A 21,878-nucleotide genomic window follows, 5' to 3' on the forward strand; every position below is an offset into this window, starting at 1 on the left:
CCCAGCGTCACCAGCGCGGCAGGCCCGCGCATGCGGCCGACACCCGGTACACGCCGGTCACCGGGTCGGCGAACGCCAGCCACACGGCCTTCTTGTCCTTGCGCTCGGCCGCCTCGATGATGCGGCGGAAGGTCGCCGGCGCGGCGCCGGCCCATTCGATGTAGGCGGCGTCGTCGATGCCGAACGACCCCATCTCGGCGACGTCGAGCACCTTCTCGGCCGCCCGGATCACGTCGTCGAAGTCGTCGAGGTTGCCCACCTGGGACGCCAGCACGGATGCCGTGAGGTCGATGATGGGCTGCACCATCCGCTCGCAGCGCTCGGCTCTCAGATCAGTCATCTCGTTCCTTCCGTCTCGCCGGGCCTTCTGCCCCGCCATATCGCCATGATCGTGGTGTGCATCACCGACGGCTCGCTCGAGACGATGACGGGCACCCCCGCATCCCCCGCGCTGACCCGCACCGCCGTGGTGAAAGGGTCGACGCTCTCGGGCTCCACCCCCCATTCCAGGGCCACCCGCGGGCCGCCGGAGCCCATCGACACGAAGAACGAGCCGCGCACCGCGCCCGGAGCCCTGTCCCGGTACTCGCGGACGGTGCCCTGATCGACGCCGAGGAGCAGCTGCACGCGGGAGTAGCCGGCGGCGCGCATGAGGCGCGCCGTGAGCTTCCGGATGCCGGCGAACCGGGTGCCGCGCTCGTCGATCACCAGGCCGCCCACCACGTGGGCCCAGGGGAAGTCGATGCCGGCGTAGCGCATACCGGCCTGCGACACCGCGAGGTACTCGTCCGGTGCGTCGCGGATGGCCGCCAGGAGGCGGCGGATGGACGCGATCCTGATGAAGGCCGCGATCGCGGCGATGGCCACGACCACGAGGAGCACGTAGGTCAGCGGCCGCCCCGCGTCCGCGGCGAAGAGCCAGACGGCGACGACCGCCGCCGCGACGACCAGCCCGCCGAGCACGGCGAGCAGCGTCGTGTTCGCACGGAGGCGGCGCGCCGACAGCTCGCGCGCGACGGGGAGGGCGAACACCTCGCCGCGTTCGAAGAAGGCGCGCCAGTGCGCGGCGATGCGCGCGTCGACCGGTCGCGGCTGGAGCGGCGACACGGCCCCGGTGCCGTCACTCATCGTTCTCCGGCACCTCGTGGACGGCGTCGAGCAGCGGGAGGTCCTCCCTGGTGACGAGACGCGACGCGACGACGTGCTCGACGAGGCGGGCGCGACGGTTCGTCGCGACGCTCCGCTGGCCCCCGCGCATGCCGGGCACGCCGATGCGGTCGAACTTGTCGCACACGTTGTCGAGCTTGCGGTTGAACCGCGTCACGGTCCAGCCGAGCCGCTCGGCCGCCTTCGCCGAGGTGGGGATCTCGCTCATCCCGGTGCCGTCACGGCGCAGCTGCGGCTCGGCGAGGGCGAGGATGAGGAGCTTCTGGCTGAGCGTGAGGGGCACCTCGCCGATGGTCGAGGCTCCGCCGTCGTCGGGTTCTCGGCGCGTGGCCCGGAAGGTCGGCTCCGCGGCGTGCAGCGTGAGCTCATAGGTCGTGGGGCCCGCGCTGAACACGACGGTCGTCTTCTCGAACACGAGCGGGAGACGGGCGCCGGGAGCGAGCCAGGCCTGCACGCCCCCGGCCGAGTCGGTGACGGTCGCGCTGAGACGCGTGCCCACGTTCGACAGCCACCAGAGCCCGTCGGCATCCGTGATCTCCAGGAAGTGACGGTGCAGGAACAGGTTGTCGTCGAGCTCGAGGTCGCCCTCGCGACCGACCACGAACCTGCCGCCGCGCTCGATCGGGAAGTACTCGCCCGCGAACTCGACCGTGACGCCTCCGTCTGCGCTCATTCCACGCACCCCCGCTCCTCCTCCGATGCGCGACCGTCCGCCCGACGCAGCATGACGGCGATGCACACCTCGCCGGGCTCGGCCGTGAACTCCGCCTTCGGCTCCTCCGCCGTCTGCGGATCGACCTCGCCGGACCCGTCGACGACGCTCCAGATGTAGGAGTCGCCCTCCTGCGGATCCTCGTTCTTCCAGGTGAAGACGACCTGGTCGCCCTGCCGAGAGCCGGCGATGTCGGTGACCTTGGGCACGAAGTCGGAGACGACGTCGATCGGCTCGGGCGAATCGACGGTCTCGGGCGGGCTCTCGATGCCGGCCACGAGGATGTTGAGCGCGACGATCGCACCGATCACGAGCACGGCGGCGGCAGCGGAGAGCCCGATCCACAGGCCCTTGCGGCTGCGCGGCCCCGCGGGCGCGGAGGCGCTGTCTGCGGTCGCGGGGGCGGGGGCCGCCGCCGGCGCGGCGGTCTGGGCTGCGAGCGGCTGCACGATCATGGGCGGCCGGGCGATGGTCCGGTCGTCGGCGTCGGGACGCGGCGCGGCCGGCGCCGCCGGAGACCGCAGCTGCGTGGCCTCGTCCACGGGCTCCGCGGCGGGCGGCGGGTCGAAGCGCGGGACGACCGGGGACGCCGGCTGCTCCTTGCGCTGCGTCGTCGCCGAGGGGCGCGTGAAGGCCGCGACATCCGGGTCGATGCTGACGACCTGCCGCACCCGGGTGAGACCGTCGTCGTCGTCCTCGAGGTCCTCCGCCGGAGGGTGCTCGTCGACGATGTCGATGGGGGTGACCGAGTGCGACAGCTCGATCTGCACCTTCTGGAGCGCGCGTGCGAACGCGACGGCGCTGGGATAGCGGTCGTCCGGGTTCTTGGCCATCGCGCGCTCGAGGACGCGCTGCAGACTCTCCGGGGAGTCCGGGCGGCCGAGCGGCGGCAGCGCCGCCCTCTCGATCCGCTCGATGAGGTCGGCGCTGGAGTTGCGCTCCCCCGGGCGCTCGAACGGGGAGCGTCCGGCGAGGAGGGTGTAGATCGTGGCGCCGAGCGCCCACACGTCGGTGCGCGGGCCGCTCTGCGGGGGCTCCGCGAAAGACTCCGGGGGCGACCACGGTATCGACATGCCCGAGGCCTCGCCGATGGCGTCGGTCGTCGACGCGATGCCGAAGTCGGTCAGGGCGGGGCGGTTGTACTCGGTGACGAGGATGTTCGCCGGCTTGATGTCGCGGTGCAGCACCCCGGCACGGTGGGCGGTCTCGACGGCGCCGGCCACCTGCACGCCGACGCGCAGCGCCTCGGCGACGGAGAACGGCTCCCTGCGGGCGCGCAGCTGCAGGTTCGGCCGCGGGCAGTACTCCATGACGAGGTAGGGCCGGCCGTCGCCGGCGACGCCGGACTGGTAGATCGTGACGATGGCGGGATGCGTGGAGAGCATCGCCATCACGTTCGCCTCGTCCGCGAACTCCTTCGCGGCGCCGCTGGACGTCCGGTCGGCGAGCAGCACCTTCACCGCCACGCGGCGGCGCGGCATCTGCTGCTCGTAGAGGAAGACGTCCGCGAAGCCGCCGGTGCCCAGCGGCTCCAGGTACGTGAAGCCGGGCAGCTCCGGCGGCGGCGAGGGCCGACGACTCACGGCAGATCCTCGAAGGCGACGGTGACCCCGTCACCCAGATCGACCACGTCGCCGGACAGCACCAGGGTCTGCTCCCCCGGGTGCAGGCGCACCGGGTCGGCGCCGGGACGCAGCAGGGTCGAGCCGTTGGTCGTGTGCAGGTCGATCACGACGACGGTGTCGCCCTCAGGGCGGACCTCGAGGTGGCTGCGGGAGATGTCCTGCTGAGGGCTGTCCACCGCGACGAGGTGCGGCATGCTCGCGCCGCTGGCGCGGGTCGAGCGCGGGCGGCGGCCGATGATCACGGTGCGGTCCAGGTTCACCACCTGGCCGGTCGACACGCGGATGCGCCCGGTCGCACCGGCCTGCACCGGGATGACCTGCGTCGGCGCCTCGCTGGAGGCGGCGGGCGCCTGCTGGCGGAGCGCGCGCAGCTCGGCCGCGGAGATCGTCGCGCCGTCGTGATCCCCCTCGACGGGAGCGGGCGCGGGAGCGGGAGCCGCCGACGCGGAGGACAGGTGCACCGTCTCGCCGAACAGCTGATCGAACTCGTCGTCGTCGGCGGGGGCCAGCGTCTCCTCGGTCACGGGACGGCTGTCGTCCGCTCCCCGGTCGTCGGCCGCGTCGGTCTCGTCGGCCTCGTCGGTCTCGTCGGCCGCGTCGGGTCCGGGAGCGGGCGCGGGCGCCTCGGACGCCGCCACGGCGGCGACGGCGGCGTCGGTCTCGGCGATCGCCGGAGCCGGGTCGGCGGATGCCGGCTCCTCGCCGGCGCTCTCCGCGGCGGCGGGCGGGGGCACCGCCCCCGGTACGACGAGAGGGGGCGCGGCGACCGCGCCGGCCGCGCCGGCGACGGGAGCGGCCGCGGGAGCGGCGGCGGACGCCGGTGCGGCATCGGCGGAGGCGGCGGGGGTCGACGCGACGGCGGCGGCCTGCCCGCCGAAGGACGCGAGCTGCGGCGCGGTCGTGCCGGCCAGCACGGCGGCCGAGACCCCGGCGGCGTCGGGCTGCACCAGCGGCGCGGGCCCCTGTGCGCCGAGGAGCGGCTCGGCGTCGCTCGCCTCGAGGTCGGAGGACACCGCCGCCGCGCGCACGACGCCGCTGTGCACGGGCAGGCCGGAGACCGCGTCGGTCTCCTCGACCGTGATCTCGACCCGGCTGGCCCGGCCGACGAAGCGCTCGCTCCAGGTCGTGACCTCGGCACCGGTGAACTCGTGGGCGGCGTCGTCGTCGTCGCTCACCCTCGCGGCCACCCCGCCGCGCAGCGCGATGCGCACGTCGTCGCCCTCGGCCACCGCCGCGGCGAACGGCGGCAGGGCGGTGAAGGAGCCACCTGCGTGGGTCGTGAGCACGTCGACGACCGTGGCGAGAGTCTTCTGCTGCGGGAGCCGCTCCCACAGCTTCGTGACCAGCTCGCCGGGTGCGTCCGGCGGCAGGGCGACCAGGGCGCCCGGGATCACGATCAGGTACCACTGTCCGGGTCGGTAGATCGTCTGCATCAGAGAATCCCTCCTGCTGCCTCACGCGGGCGCGTGTCCATGTCGATGTCGGTGTCGTCGGTCTCCAGCAGCGTGCCGGGTCTCGAGGCCACCGAGACGGCGTCCGCGATGATGACCGTGATGTTGTCGCGCCCGCCGGCCGTGACCGCCTCGTCGACGAGGGCGTCGGCCGCGGCCTGCGGATCGGCGACCGACCGCAGGATCTCGAGGATCCGCCCGTCGGCGAGCTCGGAGGTGAGTCCGTCGGAGCAGATCATGATGCGGTCGCCCATCTCGGCGGGGAACAGCCAGTAGTCGGCATCCCCCGTGCTGCTCGCCCCGATGGCCCTGGTGATGATGTTGCGCCTGCGGTCGGTGGCCGCGTCCTCCGGGGACAGCTCGCCCGACTCGATGAGCTCCTGCACCACCGAGTGATCGACGGTGATCTGCTCGAGCTCCCCGTCGGCGTAGCGGTAAGTGCGCGAGTCCCCGATGTTCACCGTCAGCCAGTAGCCCATGCCGTCGACCGAGGCGACGACCACGCCGCTGAGAGTGGTCCCCGCACGTCCGTTCCCGGTGGTGGAGAGCTCCTCGACGCCCTCCCTGGCGCTCGCGATCGCGTCACGGACGTCATCGAGCTCGAGCGCCGACCGCCCGATGAAACGCGAGAACTCCGCGATCACCCTGGCGCTCGCCCGCTCGCCCGCCTCGTGCCCGCCCATGCCGTCGGCGACGACGAACACCGGAGCGCTGGCGAGATGCGAGTCCTCGTTGAGGGCTCGGCGGAGGCCGGGGTGCGTCGCGGCCCCCGCGCTGACGATCAGTCCGGCCCTCATGCGTAGCCGCCGATCGTGACGATCCGGTCGCCGATCTCGAGGGCGTCGCCGAGACGCACGGGCACCCGCTGGCCGGCGGGGCAGGCGATGCGCTGCCCGTCGCGGACGATCGTCAGGCCGTTGGTGGAGTGGCGGTCGAGCACCCACCCGCCGGACGTCTCCGCCGCGGCCTCGAAGTGCGTCTTCGAGAGGGAGAGGGTCTCATCGCGCACGGAGACGAGGACGGCGCCGTCCTCGGGCGCGGGGTTGCGGCCGAAGATCGTGCGCCGCGACACCGACACCCTCGTGCCGTCGTCCCAGGTGAACACCAGACGGTGCCCGGGGATGCTGATCCGGGTGTCCTCGATGTCCTGCTCGCCGCCGTCCGAAGGCGGAGCGGATGCCGGAGCTGCGGGCGCGCTCGGAGCCGGAGCCGGAGCCGGCGCTGCGGTCGGAGCAGCGGCAGCGGGGGCCGCAGGAGCGGCGGGAGCCGGCAGCGGCGGAGCGGGCGGGACGGCCTGCGGTCGCTGCACGACCGTCTCGTCCAGCGGCGCGGGCTCGGGCAGCGGGTTCCGCTGCGGCGGGGAGTCCTGAGTGATCCCCGGCACATAGTCGATCAAGGATCCGGCGTCGGCGATCGGCTCCGCGGGGGCCGCGGGTCGCGCAGCCTCGGCCGCCCGGGGCGCCGGGGCGGGAACCTGGGGGAACGCCGGCGCCTGCGGAAACGCGGGGGCCTGCGGGAACGCCGGCGCCTGCGGGAACGCGGGAGTCTGAGGCGCGGCCGGCGCGGCCGGAGCGGCCGGAGCGGCGTAGCCCTGCGCGGCCAAGGACGGCGCGGGGATGCCGGGGACGGAGGGGAAAGCCGACGTGGCGGGGGCGGCGGCATCGGCGACGGGCGCCGCGGCGGCGGCATCCGGCTGCGCGTCGAGCATCAGCGACCTCGCCACCTTGTCGTGCCAGCCCTGGAACCGGCCCGAGCCGTCGAACAGCGGGGTGAAGTATCCGATGACGAATCCGGCCGTGAAGCCGAAGACGACGTTGCGCAGCAGCGTGCGTCCGAAGCCGAGGGGTGAGCCGTCCTCCGAGACGAGGCGCAGCCTCTGCAGGCGCATCCCGATGGACCCCTTGCCCGCCTGCATCAGGGTGTACGCGACGAACCAGCCGAGCAGCAGCAGGGAGACGACAGGACCGCCGATCGCGATCGTGCCGAGCATCGCCTCGGCACTGCCGCCGGCATACGCCGCGGCGACGAGCCCGCCGGTCAGCAGGACGCCGATCCCGGAGGCGATCAGCGCGTCGATCAGGTAGGCGATCGCGCGCCGCCGGACAGGCGCGACCTGGCCGAACGGAAGCATGCTCATGGGGTCTCGCTCTCGGGTGAGGGGGACTTCGTACTGTTGTCGTTCTTGATGGTGCCAGGTTCGCGGCGCACGCGCGCGGCCGCGGCATCCTTCAGGCTCTCGAAGCCGGCGGAGACGGCGGTCCCGCCCAGCAGGGAGCGCAGGCTCAGCCGCGCCTTGGTGCGCTTCCAGAGGCTCGCCTCCTTGCTCAGGCCGCCGACGATCCCGTCGACCTCGGCCCAGAAGGCGTCGACGTCCTCGGAGGTCGGCTCGGACGGGCCGAACACTCCGCTGTCGGCGCGATCCGCGAGCGCGGTCACCTGCGGGAGGGCGAGGCTCGTGGCGACGGTCACGGCCTCTTCGGCCCTCGTGCCGCCGGGGGCGATGCGCGCCCCGTAGTCGACGGCGCGGTCGGTGAGCTCGTCCCAGCCTCCGCTGATGCGGTCCGCCGTGCGCGCGGCGCTGCGGCGGGTGCGGCGGCGGGCAGCCTTCCAGGCGCCGATGAGGATGAACGGCGAGGCCAGCAGGGCGAGGATGCCGAGGCTGATGCCTCCGATCGCGAGGATCGCGCCGATGATGCCGAGGATGTTGAGGCTCTCGTCCTCGCCCTTGCGGTCGTCGGGGAGCGTCGGCGGGAGGTCCACCGGCTCCTGCGGCGGGGGCGGGGGCTGCAGCACCTGCGGCTTCGGCTCCACCTTGGGCTTCGTGTTGAGGTTGTTCGGGACCTTGTCCTCGGGCGGGGTCGGGTTGAACGTCAGCCACCCCAGTCCGTCGAAGTTCACCTCCACCCAGGCGTGCACGTTGTCGCCGGTGGCCTCGAAGAGCGCCTCCTCCGCCTGGTCCTCGTCGGGGTAGTAGCCCATGACGACGCGGGCGGGGATGCCGACCTCCCGGGCGAGCAGTGCCATCGCGACCGCGTACTGCTCGTCGTCGCCGACCATCTGGTCACCGCCGACAAGGGTCGAGATCCGCTCCGACGTGTGCCCGGCGCGGGACAGTGCGCCCTCGTTCTCGAGGCCGTGGCTGAAGAAGCCGCCCTCGGCGAAGAACGTCTCCAGCGCGCGCACCTGCTCGATCGGTGTCTCGGCCCCGGCGACCGTCTCGGCCGCCAGTGACGTGAGCCCCTCAGGCACGTTGCTCTGCTTCGGCAGCGGCACCTTGCCGAAGTCCGCGTCAGCGAGGTCCTCGTCGTCGACGTCCGCGGGCAGGATGGTGTCGACCGTGTACGTGTCCCCGCTCTTCAGCCGCGAGGTCACCACGGCCGTCCCGGTCTCGGGGTTGAAGAACCCTGAGCGCCGCAGCTCCTCGGCGCGGTCTCCGGTGAACTCGATCCGAGACACCGCACCGGCGTCGGGAACCCAGACGCCGCTGTACTCGCCGACCTCGAACCTGAGGGTGGCAGGCACGCCCTCGGCATCCGGCGCCATGTTCGAGCGCAGCGGCCCGAACGCGCTGGACGACCCCGGACCACCATCGGTCACGTTGTACACCATGCCGTCGAACTGATCCATCACCGCGATTCGGATGCGGGTGCCCTCCGGCAGGCCCTGCACCGTGAAGAGAGTGTCGCTCGCGTAGTCGCGGACGTTCTTCCGGAAGGCCTGCAGCGGGCTGGGGTAGTCGCGCACGTTGAACGGCGGGATGATCACGTCGCGGAAGACGTGGCGGGGCTGCACGGGCGCGGCGATCGCGCTCGAGGCGAGGCCGGCGCCGCCCGCGACGGCGAGCACCACGACGCCGGCGAGCAGCCGACGCATGCGCATGTGCGCGGCTCGCGCCGGATCGACCTCGCTCACCGAGACCGCCGCGTTCTGCGGCGCCCACATCTGCCGCAGCGCCAGCCACGCGATGCCGAGCACCGCGAAGAGGATGCCCTGCACGACGGGGGATGCCGGCTCCGGGGTGCCGAGGGCGATCACCAGGATGAGCATGAATCCCGCGGGCAGGAGCGCCCAGACGACGCGCGAGAGACGCAGGGCGAGGGATGCCGTGAGCACCGAGATCACGAGGGTGAGCAGGAACGGCACGAGGAGGTGGCCGTCGGCCGCGGAGACGGGCGCCACGGTGGTGAGCATCTGCTTCCACGACGTCACGGCGCCGAGCGCGAGGCCGATGAGGGTGTCGAGGGTCGGGATGACGCCGGCGATCGTGGTGTGCGGGAGGGCCAGCGGCCCTCCGAAGAGGAAGTACGCCGCGACGGTGAGCCCCGCGATGATCAGGATGCCCCATCGGCGCCAGGCCGCGACGGCGGAGATCGCGAGGCCGATGAGCAGGGCGCCGACCGCGGCGGGGAGGTACGACGGTCCCGCGAACGTCGGCCAGAACCCCACGATCGACACGGCGATGAGGAGCGCAGACACGCCGAGGTCGAGGATCCATCGGCGCAGCGGCAGACGGGTCTGCGAGGCGGGAAGCGAGGTCATGAGAGCACCTTCTGCAGTGCGAGGGGGATCTGCTCGAGCGCTCCGACCGTCACGACGGCGGCGTCGCCGATGCGGCGCAGCGCGGGAGCGGTGGCCGTCCTGTCGGCGACGACGGCGAGCACGCGCGCGCCGAACGGGAGGCGGGAGCACGCGAGGCGGAGATCGTCGGCCTTGACCTTCGAACCGCACACCAGCACCACGACGCTCGCGAGCGGCAACGTGCGGCTGAGCACACCGGCCAGCTGATCGATGCCGCCGTCACGCGGACGGGAGGCCTCCAGGGCGGACAGCGAGTCGAGCAGCTGCTTGCCGGTCCCGGCGGCGAGCTCGCGACCCTGCACGCGGACGTCGACGCGCTGGGAGTCGCGGATGGCGCGCAGTCCGATGGACCCCGCGGCCGAGATGGCGAGCTCGAAGTCCTCGCCGTCCGCGTAGTCGCCCGAGGAGGTCGACAGGCCGATCACGAAGTGCGAGCGGCGGGTCTCCTCGTACTGGCGGACCATCATCGTGCCGGTGCGCGCGGTGGACTTCCAGTGCACATGGCGCAGGTCGTCGCCCGGCTGGTACTCCAGCAGGGCGTGGAACGAGACATCATCTCGGGAAAGGTCGGCCGCGGGAAGGCCCTCGAGATCGCGGAGGAACCCGAGCGACTGTCCGTCGAACAGAACGGTGCGCGGGTGCACGTACAGGTCCACCGGATCGTCGCGCCGGTGCGCCCGCTCGAACAGCCCGAGCGGATCGCCGCGCACGACGCTGACCGGACCGACCTTCACGACCCCGCGCTTCTGCGTGGGGATGGCGAAGAGCTCCTCCGCCTCCTCCCCCGGGGCGAGGCGCTGGATGCCGAACTCGCCGCGGCCGGAGCCCACCGGCAGCACCACCCGCGAGGGAAGGATCGCGCGGCTGCCGCGGTTGGCGAGCTTCAGCGCGCCGACCGCGCGCTCGCCGACGACGACGCGAGTCCGGGCGAGGTCGAGGGACACGTCGTAGGCGGTGCGACCGATGAGGAACAGCGCGCACAGCGCGACGGTCAGCGCGATCACCACGGCGGCGACGGTGAACTCGGCCCAGCCGGCGACCTGACCCAGGATCCAGAATCCGATGGTGACGGCCATCAGCACCCAGGCGAGCGGCCGCACCGCGGCCGCGATCATGCGGAGGCGCGCCAGGACGCGCGCGCCGATGACCGCCGCGATGTCGCGCCAGCCGGCGTCGCGGTCGGTCGGCGCGGCCTGCGCCAGGAGCACCTCCCCCGTCATCAGGCCGCCGATCGCGCCTGCGGCGCGGCCACGCCGTCGAGCACGCGCGCGAGGACGACGTCGCTGGTCGTGCCGGCGAACTCGGCTTCGGCGTCCAGGAGCAGACGGTGCTGCCACACGGGCCGGACCAGCGCCTTGATGTCATCCGGCAGCACGAAGTGGCGTCCGTGGGCCGCGGCCCAGATCTTGGCCATGCGGACCATCGCGATCGCGCCGCGGACCGAGACGCCCAGACGGATCGCGGAATCGTTTCGGGTCGCCTCGGCGAGCTCCGCGACATAGCGCAGCACCGCGGACTCGACATGCACCGAGGCGCCGAGGTCGGCCATGTCTGCCACCGCGCTCGTCGTGATGACGGCGGAGAGTCCAGCAGACGGGTTTCGGTCGGACGCCCCGGCCAGGATGCTCTCGGTCACGGCCAGGTCGGGGTAGCCGATCGTCGTCTTGATGAGGAAGCGGTCGAGCTGCGCCTCCGGGAGCTTGTACGTTCCCGCCTGCTCGATCGGGTTCTGGGTCGCGATGACGAGGAACGGACGGCCGGTCGAGTGCGTCACGCCGTCGACGGTGACCCGCGACTCCTCCATGACCTCGAGCAGCGCCGACTGCGTCTTCGGCGAGGCGCGGTTGATCTCGTCGGCGAGCACGATCGAGGCGAAGATCGGTCCCTTGTGGAACTCGAAGCGGTGCGACTGCTGGTCGTAGATCGTGACGCCGGTGACGTCGGACGGCAGCAGGTCCGGGGTGAACTGGATGCGAGCGCTGGTGCCCTGCACGGTCGCGGCGAGCGCCTTGGCGAGGCTCGTCTTGCCGGTGCCGGGCGCGTCCTCGAGGAGCACGTGCCCCTCGGCCAGCATCGACGCCAGCACGAGGCTGACGATCTCGCGCTTGCCCTGGACGGCCTTGTCGACGTTGTCGACGAGGCGCTGGAAGGTGCCCTGGAACCAGGCGGCCTGTTCGGGGGTCATGCTCATGTTCGGGAGTTCCTGTTCGTGTCGTCGATGTTCGTGTCTAGTACCAGGTCATCGCGTCGGCGTCGCCCCAGCCTCCGATGGTCACCCACACCCGGGTGTTCGGCCGGCCGTAGAAGCAGCCGAGCTCCACCTTGCCGTTCTTCGGGACCCACTTGGTCGCCCCGCCCCACTGTCCGCCGCTGTCGTTGCAGTAGAGCCGGTAGTTGCCGGCGGGGAAGTTCTCGACGGAGATCGCCATGTACGCGCACGAGGAGCTCGTGCAGCTGCCGTCACCACCCCACCCGGGAGGCCAGTTGCCGGATGTGCCCTTCACAGTTCGCGCCGTCGGCTTCGGAGGACTGTCCGTCTTGGCGGATGCGGAGGCGACCGGCGTCCAGGCCCCCGTCGAGTCCTGCGCGCGCACCTGGATGCTGTGCGTCTGGTCGTAACCGTTGCCCGGCGTGCGAGAGCCGGTCTGGTTCACGTTCTGCCAGCCGTTGCCGTTCACGTTGATCTGCGTGAGCGTGATGGGGCGGCCATTGTCGGACACCCTCGAGTCCCAGGTGAGTTCGACGCTGGTCCCGAGGTTCCGTGCCGTCGCCTTCGGCGCGAACGGGGCGCCGTACGGCACCTCGGACACGGTGTTCGACACGCCGCTCGCGTAAGTGGACCCGTCCACGGTGGCGACGGCGCGCATCTCGACGCGGTACGTGGTGCCGTTGCTGAGCCCGCGGATCACCCGGTCACCGGGGAGCCCGGCCCAGCCGCCGCCGTTGAGGCGGTACTGGTAGGCGACCTCGCCGGTCCTGGCGCCGTTGCGGGAGCCGGGGGTGTAGGCGACCGTGATCGTGTGATCCGCCGGACGAAGGCTGTCGATGCGCGGCGGCGACGGCGCGATCACACCGCGGCGCGGCGCCGACGGGGCGCTGAGCTCACCCCAGCCGGCCTTGTTGTGCGCCTGGATCCGGAACGTGTACGCGGTCTCCGAGGTCGGCACCACGACGGCCTGGCTGGTCGCCCCCGCGCTCGGGGTCAGCGTGTTGACGAGGGTCGACCCCTCGTAGACGTTGAGCCGGTAGGCGTCGATCGCGTCGCCGTTGCTGTTCGGAGCGACCCAGTTCACCTGCATCTGCGCCTGGTTGCCGACCGGCGCGAGCTCCTGGGTCGTCGGCGCGTTCGGGGTCATCGGCGGGCCCGCAGGCACCTCGGATGCCGACCAGCCGCTCCAGCTCGACGGCTCGGGCGCGCGGTTGTGCGCCTGGACCCGCACCTGGTAGTTGCCGCCGTTCTCCAGCCCCTCCCAGACCAGGGAGTTGCCGGTGACGTTCTGCTTCTGCGTGATGCCCGACGGCGGTGCCGGCGAGATCTCGAGCGTGTACGACTCGACGGGCGACCCGGGGGTGGTCGGGGTGGTCCAGCTCACGTTGAGCGAGCGGTCGCCGAAGGTCAGCGTCGGCGGGCTCGGCGTGTCCGGGCGCGCATCCGGACGGGCCACCTCGGACGTCCCGGACGGCTTCGACTCGCCGACGCGGTTGGTCGCGGTCACCTGGAACGTGTACTCGACGTTGTTGGTGAGGCCGTCCAGCGTGCACGTCGTCGACTGGCACTCCTTTGTGTACGGCGTGCCGCTCACGGATCGCACCGTGTACTTCGTGATCTCGGCGCCGTTGTTCGAGGGGGCGCCGTAGGAGACGACGACCGTGCGGTCCTGCACGCTCGTGACCGTGGGGACTCCCGGTGCCGCGGGAACGCCCTGCACGGTGACGACGATCTGCCCGTTCGCCTCGCGATCGGCATCCTCCGTCGCATCCTGGATGCGGTAGCCGACGACCATCGTGCCGACGAAGTCGCCGTTCGGGGTGACGACGACCTCGTCGCCCTTGACCACCGCGGTGCCGCCGCCGGTCTCCGGAGCGGCCGCGACCAGCTTGAGCGGCGTCTCCGGGAACGGGTTGAAGTCGTTCGCGAGCACGGGCACGGTGATGCTCTTGCCCTGGTCGGCCTCGGAGATCGTGTCGGTGTTGGCCGCGGGCAGAGCGCGGCTCGAAGCGGTCACGAGCACGCGCACCGTACCCTCGATCGGCTCCGTCTCGCCGTCGCTGATGCGCAGGGTCAGCGTGGCCGCCGTGCCCTTCTTCGCGTTCGAGGAGGCCTGCACCAGCAGCGTGCTGCCGTCTTCGATCTTCGCGGTGATCCCCTTCTCCTCACCGCCGACGATCGTGTAGTCGTGCTTGCCCTCGTCCTCCGGGTCGGGGTCGGTGGTCAGCGCCGCGAGATCGAGCGGGGTCGCGTCCTCGCCGGGGGCGACGCTGACCTCACCGCGGATGAAGGTCGGCTGCTGGTTCTCGGGGGGCAGCACGTTGATCGGGATGCTGAGGGTCGCCTTGCGCCCCTCGGGATCGTCCGGGCCGGTGCCGTCGGTCACCTCGAAGGTGATCGCGTCCTGGCCGAAGTAGCCGGCGGCGGACGTGTAGACGAGGGTCTTCCCGTCCTTGACGAGGTCGGCTCCGTCGGCGTGGACGGCCGTGACCTTGGCGTGCTCGGTGATCACCACGTCGCCGCCGCCGGCGACGGTGACGTACTTCGAGAGCGGCAGCTCCTTGGTCTCACCGCTGACGACCTCGACCGGCTTGGTCGACGTCAGGGTCGGACGCAGACCGTCCACTGAGGGGACGAAGATGAACGCGGACGCGGTCTGGTCGTCCTGATCGGTGAGCGTGTACCGGATGAGCTGCAGCTTCTCGCCGACCTCGACCCGCACCTTGCCGTTCTCGAGCAGCGTGCCGCCGGCGCCGACCTCGACGTCCAGAGCATCCGTCGTGCCGTCCGGGTCCTCGTCGTTGGTGAGGATGTCGATGTCGGCCGTCAGCGTCTCGTCCTTCAGATCGGCGGGACGCACGCGGTCGTCACGGGCGACCGGCGCCTGCAGCGGAACGTCTTCGTCGACGGTGATCTGCAGCACGGCGGATGCCGTCGCACCGCGAGCATCCGTGATCGTGTACTGCAGCGAGGTCTCGACCGCCCTGTCCGGGGCCTGGACGAGCACGCGGTCGCCCGACACGCGTGCCGAGAGGCCGTCCACATCGGGGAGCTCCAGGCCCTTCTTCACCAGTGCGACCTTGTCGCCCTCGGGGTCGGAGTCGTTGCCGAGCACGGGCACGGCGATCTCACGACCGGGGCGGACCACGACGGCGTCCTTGACGGCGTACGGGGCCTGGTTCACCTGCTCGGCGGGGGCGATGCCGACGCGGATCGTGGCGACGCCCTCCTTGCCGAGGCGATCGCGGACCCGGTACTTGAAGGTGTCGACGCCGGTCGAGTCGTCGAAGGCCTCGTAGACGAAGTAGTTCTGGGCGGTCTCGACGATCCGTCCCTTGGTGGGGCTCGAGGTGATGTCGAGGAGTTCGACCGAGTCGCCCTCGGCATCCAGTCCGTCGAGCGGCACGGCGATGTTGACCTCGGTTCCGGCGAGCGCGCGCGCCTCGAGATCACGCGGGCGCGGCGCGGAGTTCTTCTCGACGTCCACCGGCAGGATCTGGATCGTGACGTAGCCGGCCGCCTTCTGCTGCCGGGAGTCGACCGCCTCGTAGGTCAGGTAGACCGTCTTCGCCTCCGGGCCTGCCTTGAAGCGCACCTTGTCCTGCGAGACGAACGCCTCGCCGTCCTCAGGGTCCACGAACGGCTCGATGAGCTCCGGGGCGACGTGCAGGGTGTCGCCGCTCGGGTGGGTGTCGTTGTCGAGCACGGGGATCGTGACGACGTCGCCGGCGCGGACGTACACCGTGTCGTCGTTCGCGACGGGCTGGAGGATCTCCTCCGGCGGGGCGATCGGGATCACCACGACCTCGCCCTCCGCCGACTGGGAGCCGTTGGAGATGCGGTACTTGACCCGCACCTGCTCCTCGAGCGCACCCTGGTCGGTGATGCGGAGCGTCTCGTGGTTGATCACCGAGACGGAGATGCCGCTGCTCGGCTCGAGCGAGACGGACTGCACGACGAGGATGCCGCCGGACGGGTCGGTGTCGTTCGCGAGCACGCCGATGAGGGTGTCACCGCCGGAGGGCAGCAGTGCGACGTCGCGCACGGCGACCGGGGGCAGGTCCGCCTCCGCCGCGTCGAGGACGTCGATGCGCACCAGCCCCTCGCCGTTGGCCGGACCGGCCGTCGCCAGGTACTGCACGTAGTAGACGCCGGGCTTCGGGGCGGAGAAGGAGAAGGTGTTGTTCGTGATGTCGGGGAGTACGGTGGCGCCGAGCGTCTCGTCGACGCGGCCGAGGCGCAGCGGCTCGCGGCCCGAGCTCGTGTCGTTCGCGAGCGGCGAGACCGTGATCTGCTCGCCCACTCGAGTGACGACATGGTCCGCGTTGGTCTTCGGGTTGGTGCTTCCCGCCGGGCGCACGTCGAGCGTGATGGTGCCGGTCGCGACCTCGCCGAAGCCGTCGGCCACGGTGACCTGCACGTCCTTGCGGCCCTGCAGGCTCGCGGTGGCCTTGTAGGTGATCTGCCCGTCGGTGCTGAAGTCGGCCTCGTCCCCGGGAGCGGGCACGACGCTCTTGAGGTAGACGTCGTCTCCGTCGGGATCGATCCAGTCCGGAAGGATGTTGTACGAGATCGTCCCGCCGCTCTCGACCGTCAGCATCGTCTTCCGCTTCGGAGTCGGGGCGCCGTTCACGTCCCAGTCGTGCACCGCCAGCGTGACGGCGGCGGTGTCCTTGCCGCCTCGCCCGTCGTCGGCGTCGTAGGTGAAGGTCGCCGAACCCGAGGCCTTCTCCTCGACGGCGATCTGCAGGGAGCCGCCGTCGTAGATCGGCTGCACGGTGCCGATCGCCGGCTGCGCCTCGGCGAGCGCGGCCACGAGCACATCGCCGTCCGGATCGTTGTCGTTGTCGAGCACCGGCAGGATCACGGACGCGCCCGGTCGCACGCCGAAGGAGTCATCTTCGGCGATCGGCGGCGTGTTCACGTCGCTGCGCTCGGGGAGCGTCGTCTCGACCGTCTCCTCGGTGCTCTCCTCCTGGTCCTCGGACTCGCCCTCCGGCGGCACGATGTCGTCCCAGTTGTCCACGCGCTTCAGGCTGTCGTCCGCCATCCAGGCGGCACCGCCGACGGCGTCGTTGAGGATGATGACGTCGCGGTTGACGCGGAACTTCAGCGACGCGGAGTCCTCGGCACCCGCGATCTTCTCGTTGACGTCGTTGGCGTCGCCGGCGCATTCGCGCACGAACCGGGCGGAGCCCGCCCAGGCGCCATAGGCGCAGCCGCGCAGGGTCACCGGCGACGCCGGCGTGCCCTCGGCGCCCGCCTCGGCCGCCGCCGGCTCGCTTCCGTCGAGAGGAACGCTGACGAGCGCCGTCGCCGTCGAGACGGCCACGGCCTCGGCCGGATCCGAAGCCTGCTGCAGCACGGCATCCGCGGCGCCCTTGACCTCGGTGCGGAACCCGCCGGGGGTGCTGACGACGCCCGCGGCGTCGAGGATGACGGGGGTGCTCCCGACCGCGGTGATCTGCGGGGCCTCGGAGTCGTCGAGCTCGCCGGCGGATGCCGTGGACGGATCGAGCGCCTGGCCCTCGTTGTCGACAGGCACGGTGACGACCTCGCCGCTTTCGGCGGACACTGCGAAGACCGTTCCGTCGTAGGCGACGGCGACGTCGGCCTTGCCGCCGAGTTCGGCGACGGGCTCGGCTGCCTCGATGTCGAAGGACGCGATGCCCTTGACCGGCACGACCCAGAGGTCGCCCGACTTCGTGTCGAGGATCGCCGCGGTCTCCTCGCCGAGCGCCACCTTGGCGGAGCCGGGGATGTTCGCGGTGTCGCCGAGCGAGACGCGCGCCGGATCGACGGCGGTGACGGTGGACCCGCCCTCGTCGACGACCAGCACGTTCGTCTCGTCCTGGAGGATGTCGTAGTTCTCGCCGGTCGTGCGCAGACCGCCGTCGAGCAGTGTGGACTCGTGGTTGAAGTGCCCGACGAGGAGGCTGGACGTCTTCGTGATCCACACGCCGCCGTCGTTCAGGTCGACCTTGGTGGTGGGCACGCCTTCATAGCTGAACGCCATCGTGGTCAGGGCGACGACCCCGACCGTCACTCCCGCCGCCGACGCCAGCGTCTTCGGCCGCGCGCGCATCCACGACAGTGCCTTCATCGCGTTTTCCCCCGGTGTTCACGTACATGTTCCCTGTGCCGGTCGCAGAGGCGACCGGCGGGACATACCCGCCCATCCTAACCGGGGTCGATTTCGCACTCGATGGGGAGAGATACCCATCGAGCCCGCAGGGCGGGCTCAGCTGGCTGCGGCCCGCCAGCATCCTTCGAGGTGGTCGTCGACCATGCCCGCCGACTGCATCAGCGCGTACATCGTCACAGGTCCCACGAACCGGAATCCGCGGCGGCGGAGCTCCTTGCTCATCGCCGTCGACTCCGCCGTGACCGCGGGCACGTCGGCCATCGAGGCGGGACGGGCGACGCGCGGCGCGGGCGCGAACGACCACATCAGCTCGTCGAGCTCCCCCTCCGCCATGTCCAGGACCAGGCGGGCGTTGCCGATGGTCGCCTCGATCTTCGCGCGGTTGCGGATGATGCCGGCATCTGCCATGAGCCGCTCGACGTCGTCCTCACCGAAGGCGGCGACCGCCTGCGGCTCGAAGCCGGCGAACACCTCGCGGAACCGGGGCCGCTTGCGCAGGATCGTGATCCAGGAGAGACCCGCCTGGAAGCCCTCGAGCGCCATCTTCTCGAACAGCGCACGGTCGCCGTGCAGCGGCGTGCCCCACTCCTCGTCGTGGTAGCGGCGGTACTCGGCATCGTCGCCCACCCAGGCGCAGCGTCCACGGGCATCCGGCCCGACGATCAGAGAGGTCACCCTGCGACGCTATCGCGGGTCGCCGACGTCACGCCCCGAACGTCTTCGCGTCGATGACGAACCGGTAGCGGACGTCGGAGGCGAGCACCCGGTCGTAGGCGTCGTTGATCGCGGATGCCGGGATCACCTCGATCTCCGCGGCGATGCCGTGCTCGGCGCAGAAGTCGAGCATCTCCTGCGTCTCGCGGATGCCGCCGATGTTCGATCCGGCGATCGTCTTGTTGCCGCCGATGAGCGAGCCGACGTTCAGGGCCAGCGGCTCGCCGGGCGCCCCGACGCACACCATCGTGCCGCCGGTGGCGAGCAGGCCGAGGTAGGCGCGGAGGTCGACGACGGCGCTGACCGTGTTGAGGATGACGTCGAAGGAGCCGCGCAGCTCGCGGAAGGTGGCGGGGTCGCCGGTGGCGCGGTAGTCGTCGGCGCCGAGCCGCAGACCGTCGTCCTTCTTGCTCAGGGTCTGCGAGAGCACGGTCACGTGAGCGCCGAGGGCGTGCGCGATCTGCACGCCCATGTGCCCGAGGCCGCCGAGCCCGACGACGGCGACGCGCGTGCCGGGTCCGACCTTCCAGTGCCGCAGCGGCGAGTAGGTGGTGATGCCGGCGCACAGCAGCGGCGCGGCCGCATCGAGCGGGAGGGCGTCGGGGATGCGGACGACGAACGACTCCGTGACGACGACCTGCTCCGAGTAGCCGCCCTGGGTGACGGTGCCGTCGCGGTCGGTGCTGCCGTAGGTGAAGACGGCGCCCTCGGCGCAGAACTGCTCCTGGCCGCGCAGGCAGCTGTCGCACGCGCCGCAGGAGTCCACCATGCAGCCGACGCCGACCCTGTCGCCCACGGCGTGGGCGGTGACCTCGGAGCCGACGGCCGCGACGGTGCCCGCGATCTCGTGCCCGGGCGCGAGCGGGTACTGCTGCGGACCCCAGTCTCCCTGCACCGTGTGGATGTCGGAGTGGCAGATGCCTGCGTAGGCGATGTCGATGAGCACGTCGTGCGGGCCGAGCTCGCGGCGCTCGATGACGGTCTTCTCCAGCGGGGCGGCTTCGCGGGGGGCTGCATAGGCGTGGACGCGGGTCATGCCCTCGAGCCTAGTCAGCCCCCACCACGCTCCCGTATGAGTTGTCGTCGCGAGAACGGCGTTTCAGCGACAACAGCTCATACGGGAGCGACCCGGGGGGTCAGTGATTCTTCGCTTCGTCTCGCTGCGCTCGCTCAGTGCGGCGCTTCAGGGCCTTCTCCTGGACCGGGGCCTCGCCGGAGGCGGCGAGCGCGGCGTAGTACGCGCGGGCCTCGTCCTGACGCGCCTGCTCCGCGCCGGAGGCGATGGGCGCGCGGACGTGCTCGGGCTCGTAGCCGAAGGCGTCGACGAGGTCGAGCGCGTACGGGCGCAGCCGCGCGCACAGGCGGTCGATGTAGCTCGAGACCGCGGCCGCGCGCTGCGTCGACAGGCGGCCGTTGATGAGGTGCCAGGCGAGGTGCTTCTCGATCAGGTGCAGGCCGAACAGGTCACGCAGCCAGGTGAGCACCTTCTTCGTCTCGGCATCCTCGACCGCGTGCACGGCATCCGTGAACGCCTCCCACTGCAGCAGCTCTCCGTGGGCGCGCGCGGCCTCGATGAGCTCGGCCTGATTCTCGTTGAACAGGCGAGCGCCCAGCACCTTGTCCTTGCCCGCGGCGCGCAGACGGCCGGCGATGTCGGCGATCATCTGCTGCACCCGCTCCGCGAGCAGCTCGTGCTGCTGCTCCTCGCGCAGGCCCCGCTCCACCGACCGGGCCGTGGAGCCGAGGTCGCCCACGGCCTGGCCGAGCTGACGCAGGCCCGCACCGTGGAACACCTTGCCCGCTGTCATCCCGACCGCGTAGCGCGCCAGGGCCGCGGCATCCTTGCCCTTGAACTGCTTCGCGTAGTCGGTGAGCAGGCGCTTGCCGACGAGCTGGAGCAGGATGTTGTTGTCGCCCTCGAAGGTGACGTAGATGTCCAGGTCCTGGCGAAGGCCGACAAGGCGGTTCTCGAACATGAAGCCGGCGCCGCCGCAGGCCTCGCGGGCCTCCTGCAGGGTGTCCAGCGCGTGCCAGGTCGACAGGGGCTTGAGTGCCGCGGCGAGGGTCTCGAGGTCCTCCCGGTCGTCGGGGGTGTCGGTACGGCCGGAGAAGACTCCGTCGAACTTCTGCAGGAACTCGTCGTGCGCGAAGATCTGCGCGTAGGTGGTGGCCAGGCGCGGCAGCAGGCGGCGCTGATGCTTTCCGTAATCGAGAAGCACGACCTCCTGCCCGTCGGCACCGTCGAACTGGCGGCGCTGGGTCGCGTAGGTGATCGCGATCTTGAGACCGAGAGCGGATGCCCAGGACGAGGCGCCGTCGAGCGAGACGCGCCCCTGCACCAGGGTGCCGAGCATCGTGAAGAAGCGGCGGCCGGGGCTGTCGATCGGGCTCGTGTACGTGCCGTCGGAGGCGACGTCGCCGTACTTGTTGAGGAGGTTGGTGCGGGGGATGCGGATGTGGTCGAAGCTCAGCCGGCCGTTGTCGATGCCGTTGAGCCCGCCCTTGAGGCCGTCGTCCTCGCGGCCGATGCCGGGCAGGTCGTTCCCGTCCGCGTCGCGGAGCGGGACGTAGAAGCAGTGCACGCCGTGGTTCACGCCGTTCGTGATCAGCTGGGCGAAGACCGTGGCGGCGATGCCGTGCAGGGCGGCGTTGCCGAGGTACTCCTTGGTGGCGCCGCGGAAAGGCGTGTTGATGACGAACTCCTCGGTGTCCGGGTCGTAGGTCGCCGTGGTGCCGACGGCGGCGACGTCGGAGCCGTGACCGATCTCGGTCATCGCGAACGCTCCGGGGATGGAGAGGTCCATGATGCCGGGCAGCCACTTCTCGTGGTGCTCCTGCGTCCCCAGCTGCAGCACGGCGGACCCGAAGAGACCCCACTGCACACCGGACTTGATCTGCAGGCTGGGGTCGGCGACGACGAGCTCCTCGAAGCCGGCGATGTTGCCGCCGTTGTCCTCCTCGCCGCCGAGGGACTTCGGGAACGCGCGGTGCACGGCGCGGTTCTCGACGAGCAGGTGCAGCTGGCTGAGCACGCGCTCGCGGTGCTCGTCCTTGCCGAGCTCGTCCTGCCGCCAGAACGCGGAGTCCTTGATCATCTCGCGCGCCTGACGGCGCGTGTCGCCCCACGTTCCCATCAGCAGTTCGTTCACGCGCGCGACATCGATCCGCGGGTTCGCGTCGGCGCTGTTCGGTGCAGCGGGAGTCATCGAAGGACGGACGGCGGCGTCGACCATGTGCATTCCTCTCGAGGAGAAGGTGGGGATGCCTCCATGGTAGG

At 71.4% G+C, this 21,878-nt stretch carries 14 protein-coding genes; all 14 read right to left on the reverse strand.

All coding sequences use genetic code 11. The features are described from left to right. Window positions 1–7 precede the first annotated feature (7 nt). The 14 genes from G6G98_RS11415 to G6G98_RS11480 all read right to left on the reverse strand — a co-directional run bounded on the left by G6G98_RS11415 (window position 8) and on the right by G6G98_RS11480 (window position 21,834). Window positions 8–340 (reverse strand): hypothetical protein, encoded by a 333-nt coding sequence (locus G6G98_RS11415; RefSeq protein WP_067355960.1) that lies wholly within the window; start codon window positions 338–340, stop codon window positions 8–10. Then, complete coding sequence (locus G6G98_RS11420) at window positions 337–1,128, reverse strand: hypothetical protein (protein ID WP_164234247.1); 792 nt, start codon at window positions 1,126–1,128, stop codon at window positions 337–339. Before G6G98_RS11420 ends, G6G98_RS11415 begins: the two co-directional genes overlap by 4 nt. Next, on the reverse strand, window positions 1,121–1,840 hold the full coding sequence (locus G6G98_RS11425; protein ID WP_067355965.1) for a hypothetical protein: 720 nt from the start codon (window positions 1,838–1,840) through the stop codon (window positions 1,121–1,123). The genes G6G98_RS11420 and G6G98_RS11425 overlap by 8 nt, the downstream gene beginning before the upstream one ends. Then, entirely contained in the window at window positions 1,837–3,462 is a 1,626-nt protein-coding gene (locus G6G98_RS11430) for a serine/threonine-protein kinase (protein ID WP_164234245.1), read from the reverse strand. The genes G6G98_RS11425 and G6G98_RS11430 overlap by 4 nt, the downstream gene beginning before the upstream one ends. Next, complete coding sequence (locus tag G6G98_RS11435) at window positions 3,459–4,937, reverse strand: FHA domain-containing protein (RefSeq protein WP_164234244.1); 1,479 nt, start codon at window positions 4,935–4,937, stop codon at window positions 3,459–3,461. Before G6G98_RS11435 ends, G6G98_RS11430 begins: the two co-directional genes overlap by 4 nt. Beyond that, window positions 4,937–5,752, reverse strand: a complete 816-nt coding sequence (locus tag G6G98_RS11440; RefSeq protein ID WP_164234243.1) for a PP2C family protein-serine/threonine phosphatase — start codon at window positions 5,750–5,752, stop codon at window positions 4,937–4,939. The genes G6G98_RS11435 and G6G98_RS11440 overlap by 1 nt, the downstream gene beginning before the upstream one ends. Beyond that, window positions 5,749–7,092, reverse strand: a complete 1,344-nt coding sequence (locus G6G98_RS11445; RefSeq protein WP_164234242.1) for an RDD family protein — start codon at window positions 7,090–7,092, stop codon at window positions 5,749–5,751. The genes G6G98_RS11440 and G6G98_RS11445 overlap by 4 nt, the downstream gene beginning before the upstream one ends. Then, window positions 7,089–9,494 (reverse strand): transglutaminaseTgpA domain-containing protein, encoded by a 2,406-nt coding sequence (locus G6G98_RS11450; RefSeq protein ID WP_164234241.1) that lies wholly within the window; start codon window positions 9,492–9,494, stop codon window positions 7,089–7,091. The genes G6G98_RS11445 and G6G98_RS11450 overlap by 4 nt, the downstream gene beginning before the upstream one ends. Further along, window positions 9,491–10,753: a DUF58 domain-containing protein gene (locus G6G98_RS11455; protein WP_164234240.1), complete on the reverse strand. Its 1,263-nt coding sequence runs from the start codon at window positions 10,751–10,753 to the stop codon at window positions 9,491–9,493. The genes G6G98_RS11450 and G6G98_RS11455 overlap by 4 nt, the downstream gene beginning before the upstream one ends. Continuing rightward, complete coding sequence (locus G6G98_RS11460) at window positions 10,753–11,724, reverse strand: AAA family ATPase (protein WP_067355989.1); 972 nt, start codon at window positions 11,722–11,724, stop codon at window positions 10,753–10,755. The genes G6G98_RS11455 and G6G98_RS11460 overlap by 1 nt, the downstream gene beginning before the upstream one ends. Before the next feature lie 37 nt (window positions 11,725–11,761). After that, complete coding sequence (locus G6G98_RS11465; RefSeq protein ID WP_164234239.1) at window positions 11,762–17,845, reverse strand: Ig-like domain-containing protein; 6,084 nt, start codon at window positions 17,843–17,845, stop codon at window positions 11,762–11,764. Between the two features lie 138 nt (window positions 17,846–17,983). Then, window positions 17,984–18,562: a DNA-3-methyladenine glycosylase I gene (locus G6G98_RS11470; RefSeq protein WP_164234238.1), complete on the reverse strand. Its 579-nt coding sequence runs from the start codon at window positions 18,560–18,562 to the stop codon at window positions 17,984–17,986. A gap of 28 nt (window positions 18,563–18,590) precedes the next feature. Then, window positions 18,591–19,637 (reverse strand): NAD(P)-dependent alcohol dehydrogenase, encoded by a 1,047-nt coding sequence (locus G6G98_RS11475; protein ID WP_164234237.1) that lies wholly within the window; start codon window positions 19,635–19,637, stop codon window positions 18,591–18,593. 100 nt (window positions 19,638–19,737) lie between these two features. After that, window positions 19,738–21,834 (reverse strand): acyl-CoA dehydrogenase, encoded by a 2,097-nt coding sequence (locus G6G98_RS11480; RefSeq protein WP_164234236.1) that lies wholly within the window; start codon window positions 21,832–21,834, stop codon window positions 19,738–19,740. Between the last annotated feature and the right edge of the window lie 44 nt (window positions 21,835–21,878).

The sequence above is a fragment of the Microbacterium hydrocarbonoxydans genome (assembly GCF_011752045.1).
Lineage (GTDB): Bacteria > Actinomycetota > Actinomycetes > Actinomycetales > Microbacteriaceae > Microbacterium.

Excerpts from the sequence above, each read along its gene's own strand:
- G6G98_RS11455 (WP_164234240.1), bottom strand. The coding sequence starts at position 10,753 with ATGACGGGGGAGGTGCTCCTGGCGCAGGCCGCGCCGACCGACCGCGAC.
- G6G98_RS11480 (WP_164234236.1), bottom strand. The coding sequence starts at position 21,834 with ATGGTCGACGCCGCCGTCCGTCCTTCGATGACTCCCGCTGCACCGAAC.
- G6G98_RS11475 (WP_164234237.1), bottom strand. The coding sequence starts at position 19,637 with ATGACCCGCGTCCACGCCTATGCAGCCCCCCGCGAAGCCGCCCCGCTG.
- G6G98_RS11465 (WP_164234239.1), bottom strand. The coding sequence starts at position 17,845 with ATGAAGGCACTGTCGTGGATGCGCGCGCGGCCGAAGACGCTGGCGTCG.
- G6G98_RS11440 (WP_164234243.1), bottom strand. The coding sequence starts at position 5,752 with ATGAGGGCCGGACTGATCGTCAGCGCGGGGGCCGCGACGCACCCCGGC.
- G6G98_RS11415 (WP_067355960.1), bottom strand. The coding sequence starts at position 340 with ATGACTGATCTGAGAGCCGAGCGCTGCGAGCGGATGGTGCAGCCCATC.
- G6G98_RS11460 (WP_067355989.1), bottom strand. The coding sequence starts at position 11,724 with ATGAGCATGACCCCCGAACAGGCCGCCTGGTTCCAGGGCACCTTCCAG.
- G6G98_RS11450 (WP_164234241.1), bottom strand. The coding sequence starts at position 9,494 with ATGACCTCGCTTCCCGCCTCGCAGACCCGTCTGCCGCTGCGCCGATGG.
- G6G98_RS11445 (WP_164234242.1), bottom strand. The coding sequence starts at position 7,092 with ATGAGCATGCTTCCGTTCGGCCAGGTCGCGCCTGTCCGGCGGCGCGCG.
- G6G98_RS11420 (WP_164234247.1), bottom strand. The coding sequence starts at position 1,128 with ATGAGTGACGGCACCGGGGCCGTGTCGCCGCTCCAGCCGCGACCGGTC.
- G6G98_RS11435 (WP_164234244.1), bottom strand. The coding sequence starts at position 4,937 with ATGCAGACGATCTACCGACCCGGACAGTGGTACCTGATCGTGATCCCG.
- G6G98_RS11425 (WP_067355965.1), bottom strand. The coding sequence starts at position 1,840 with ATGAGCGCAGACGGAGGCGTCACGGTCGAGTTCGCGGGCGAGTACTTC.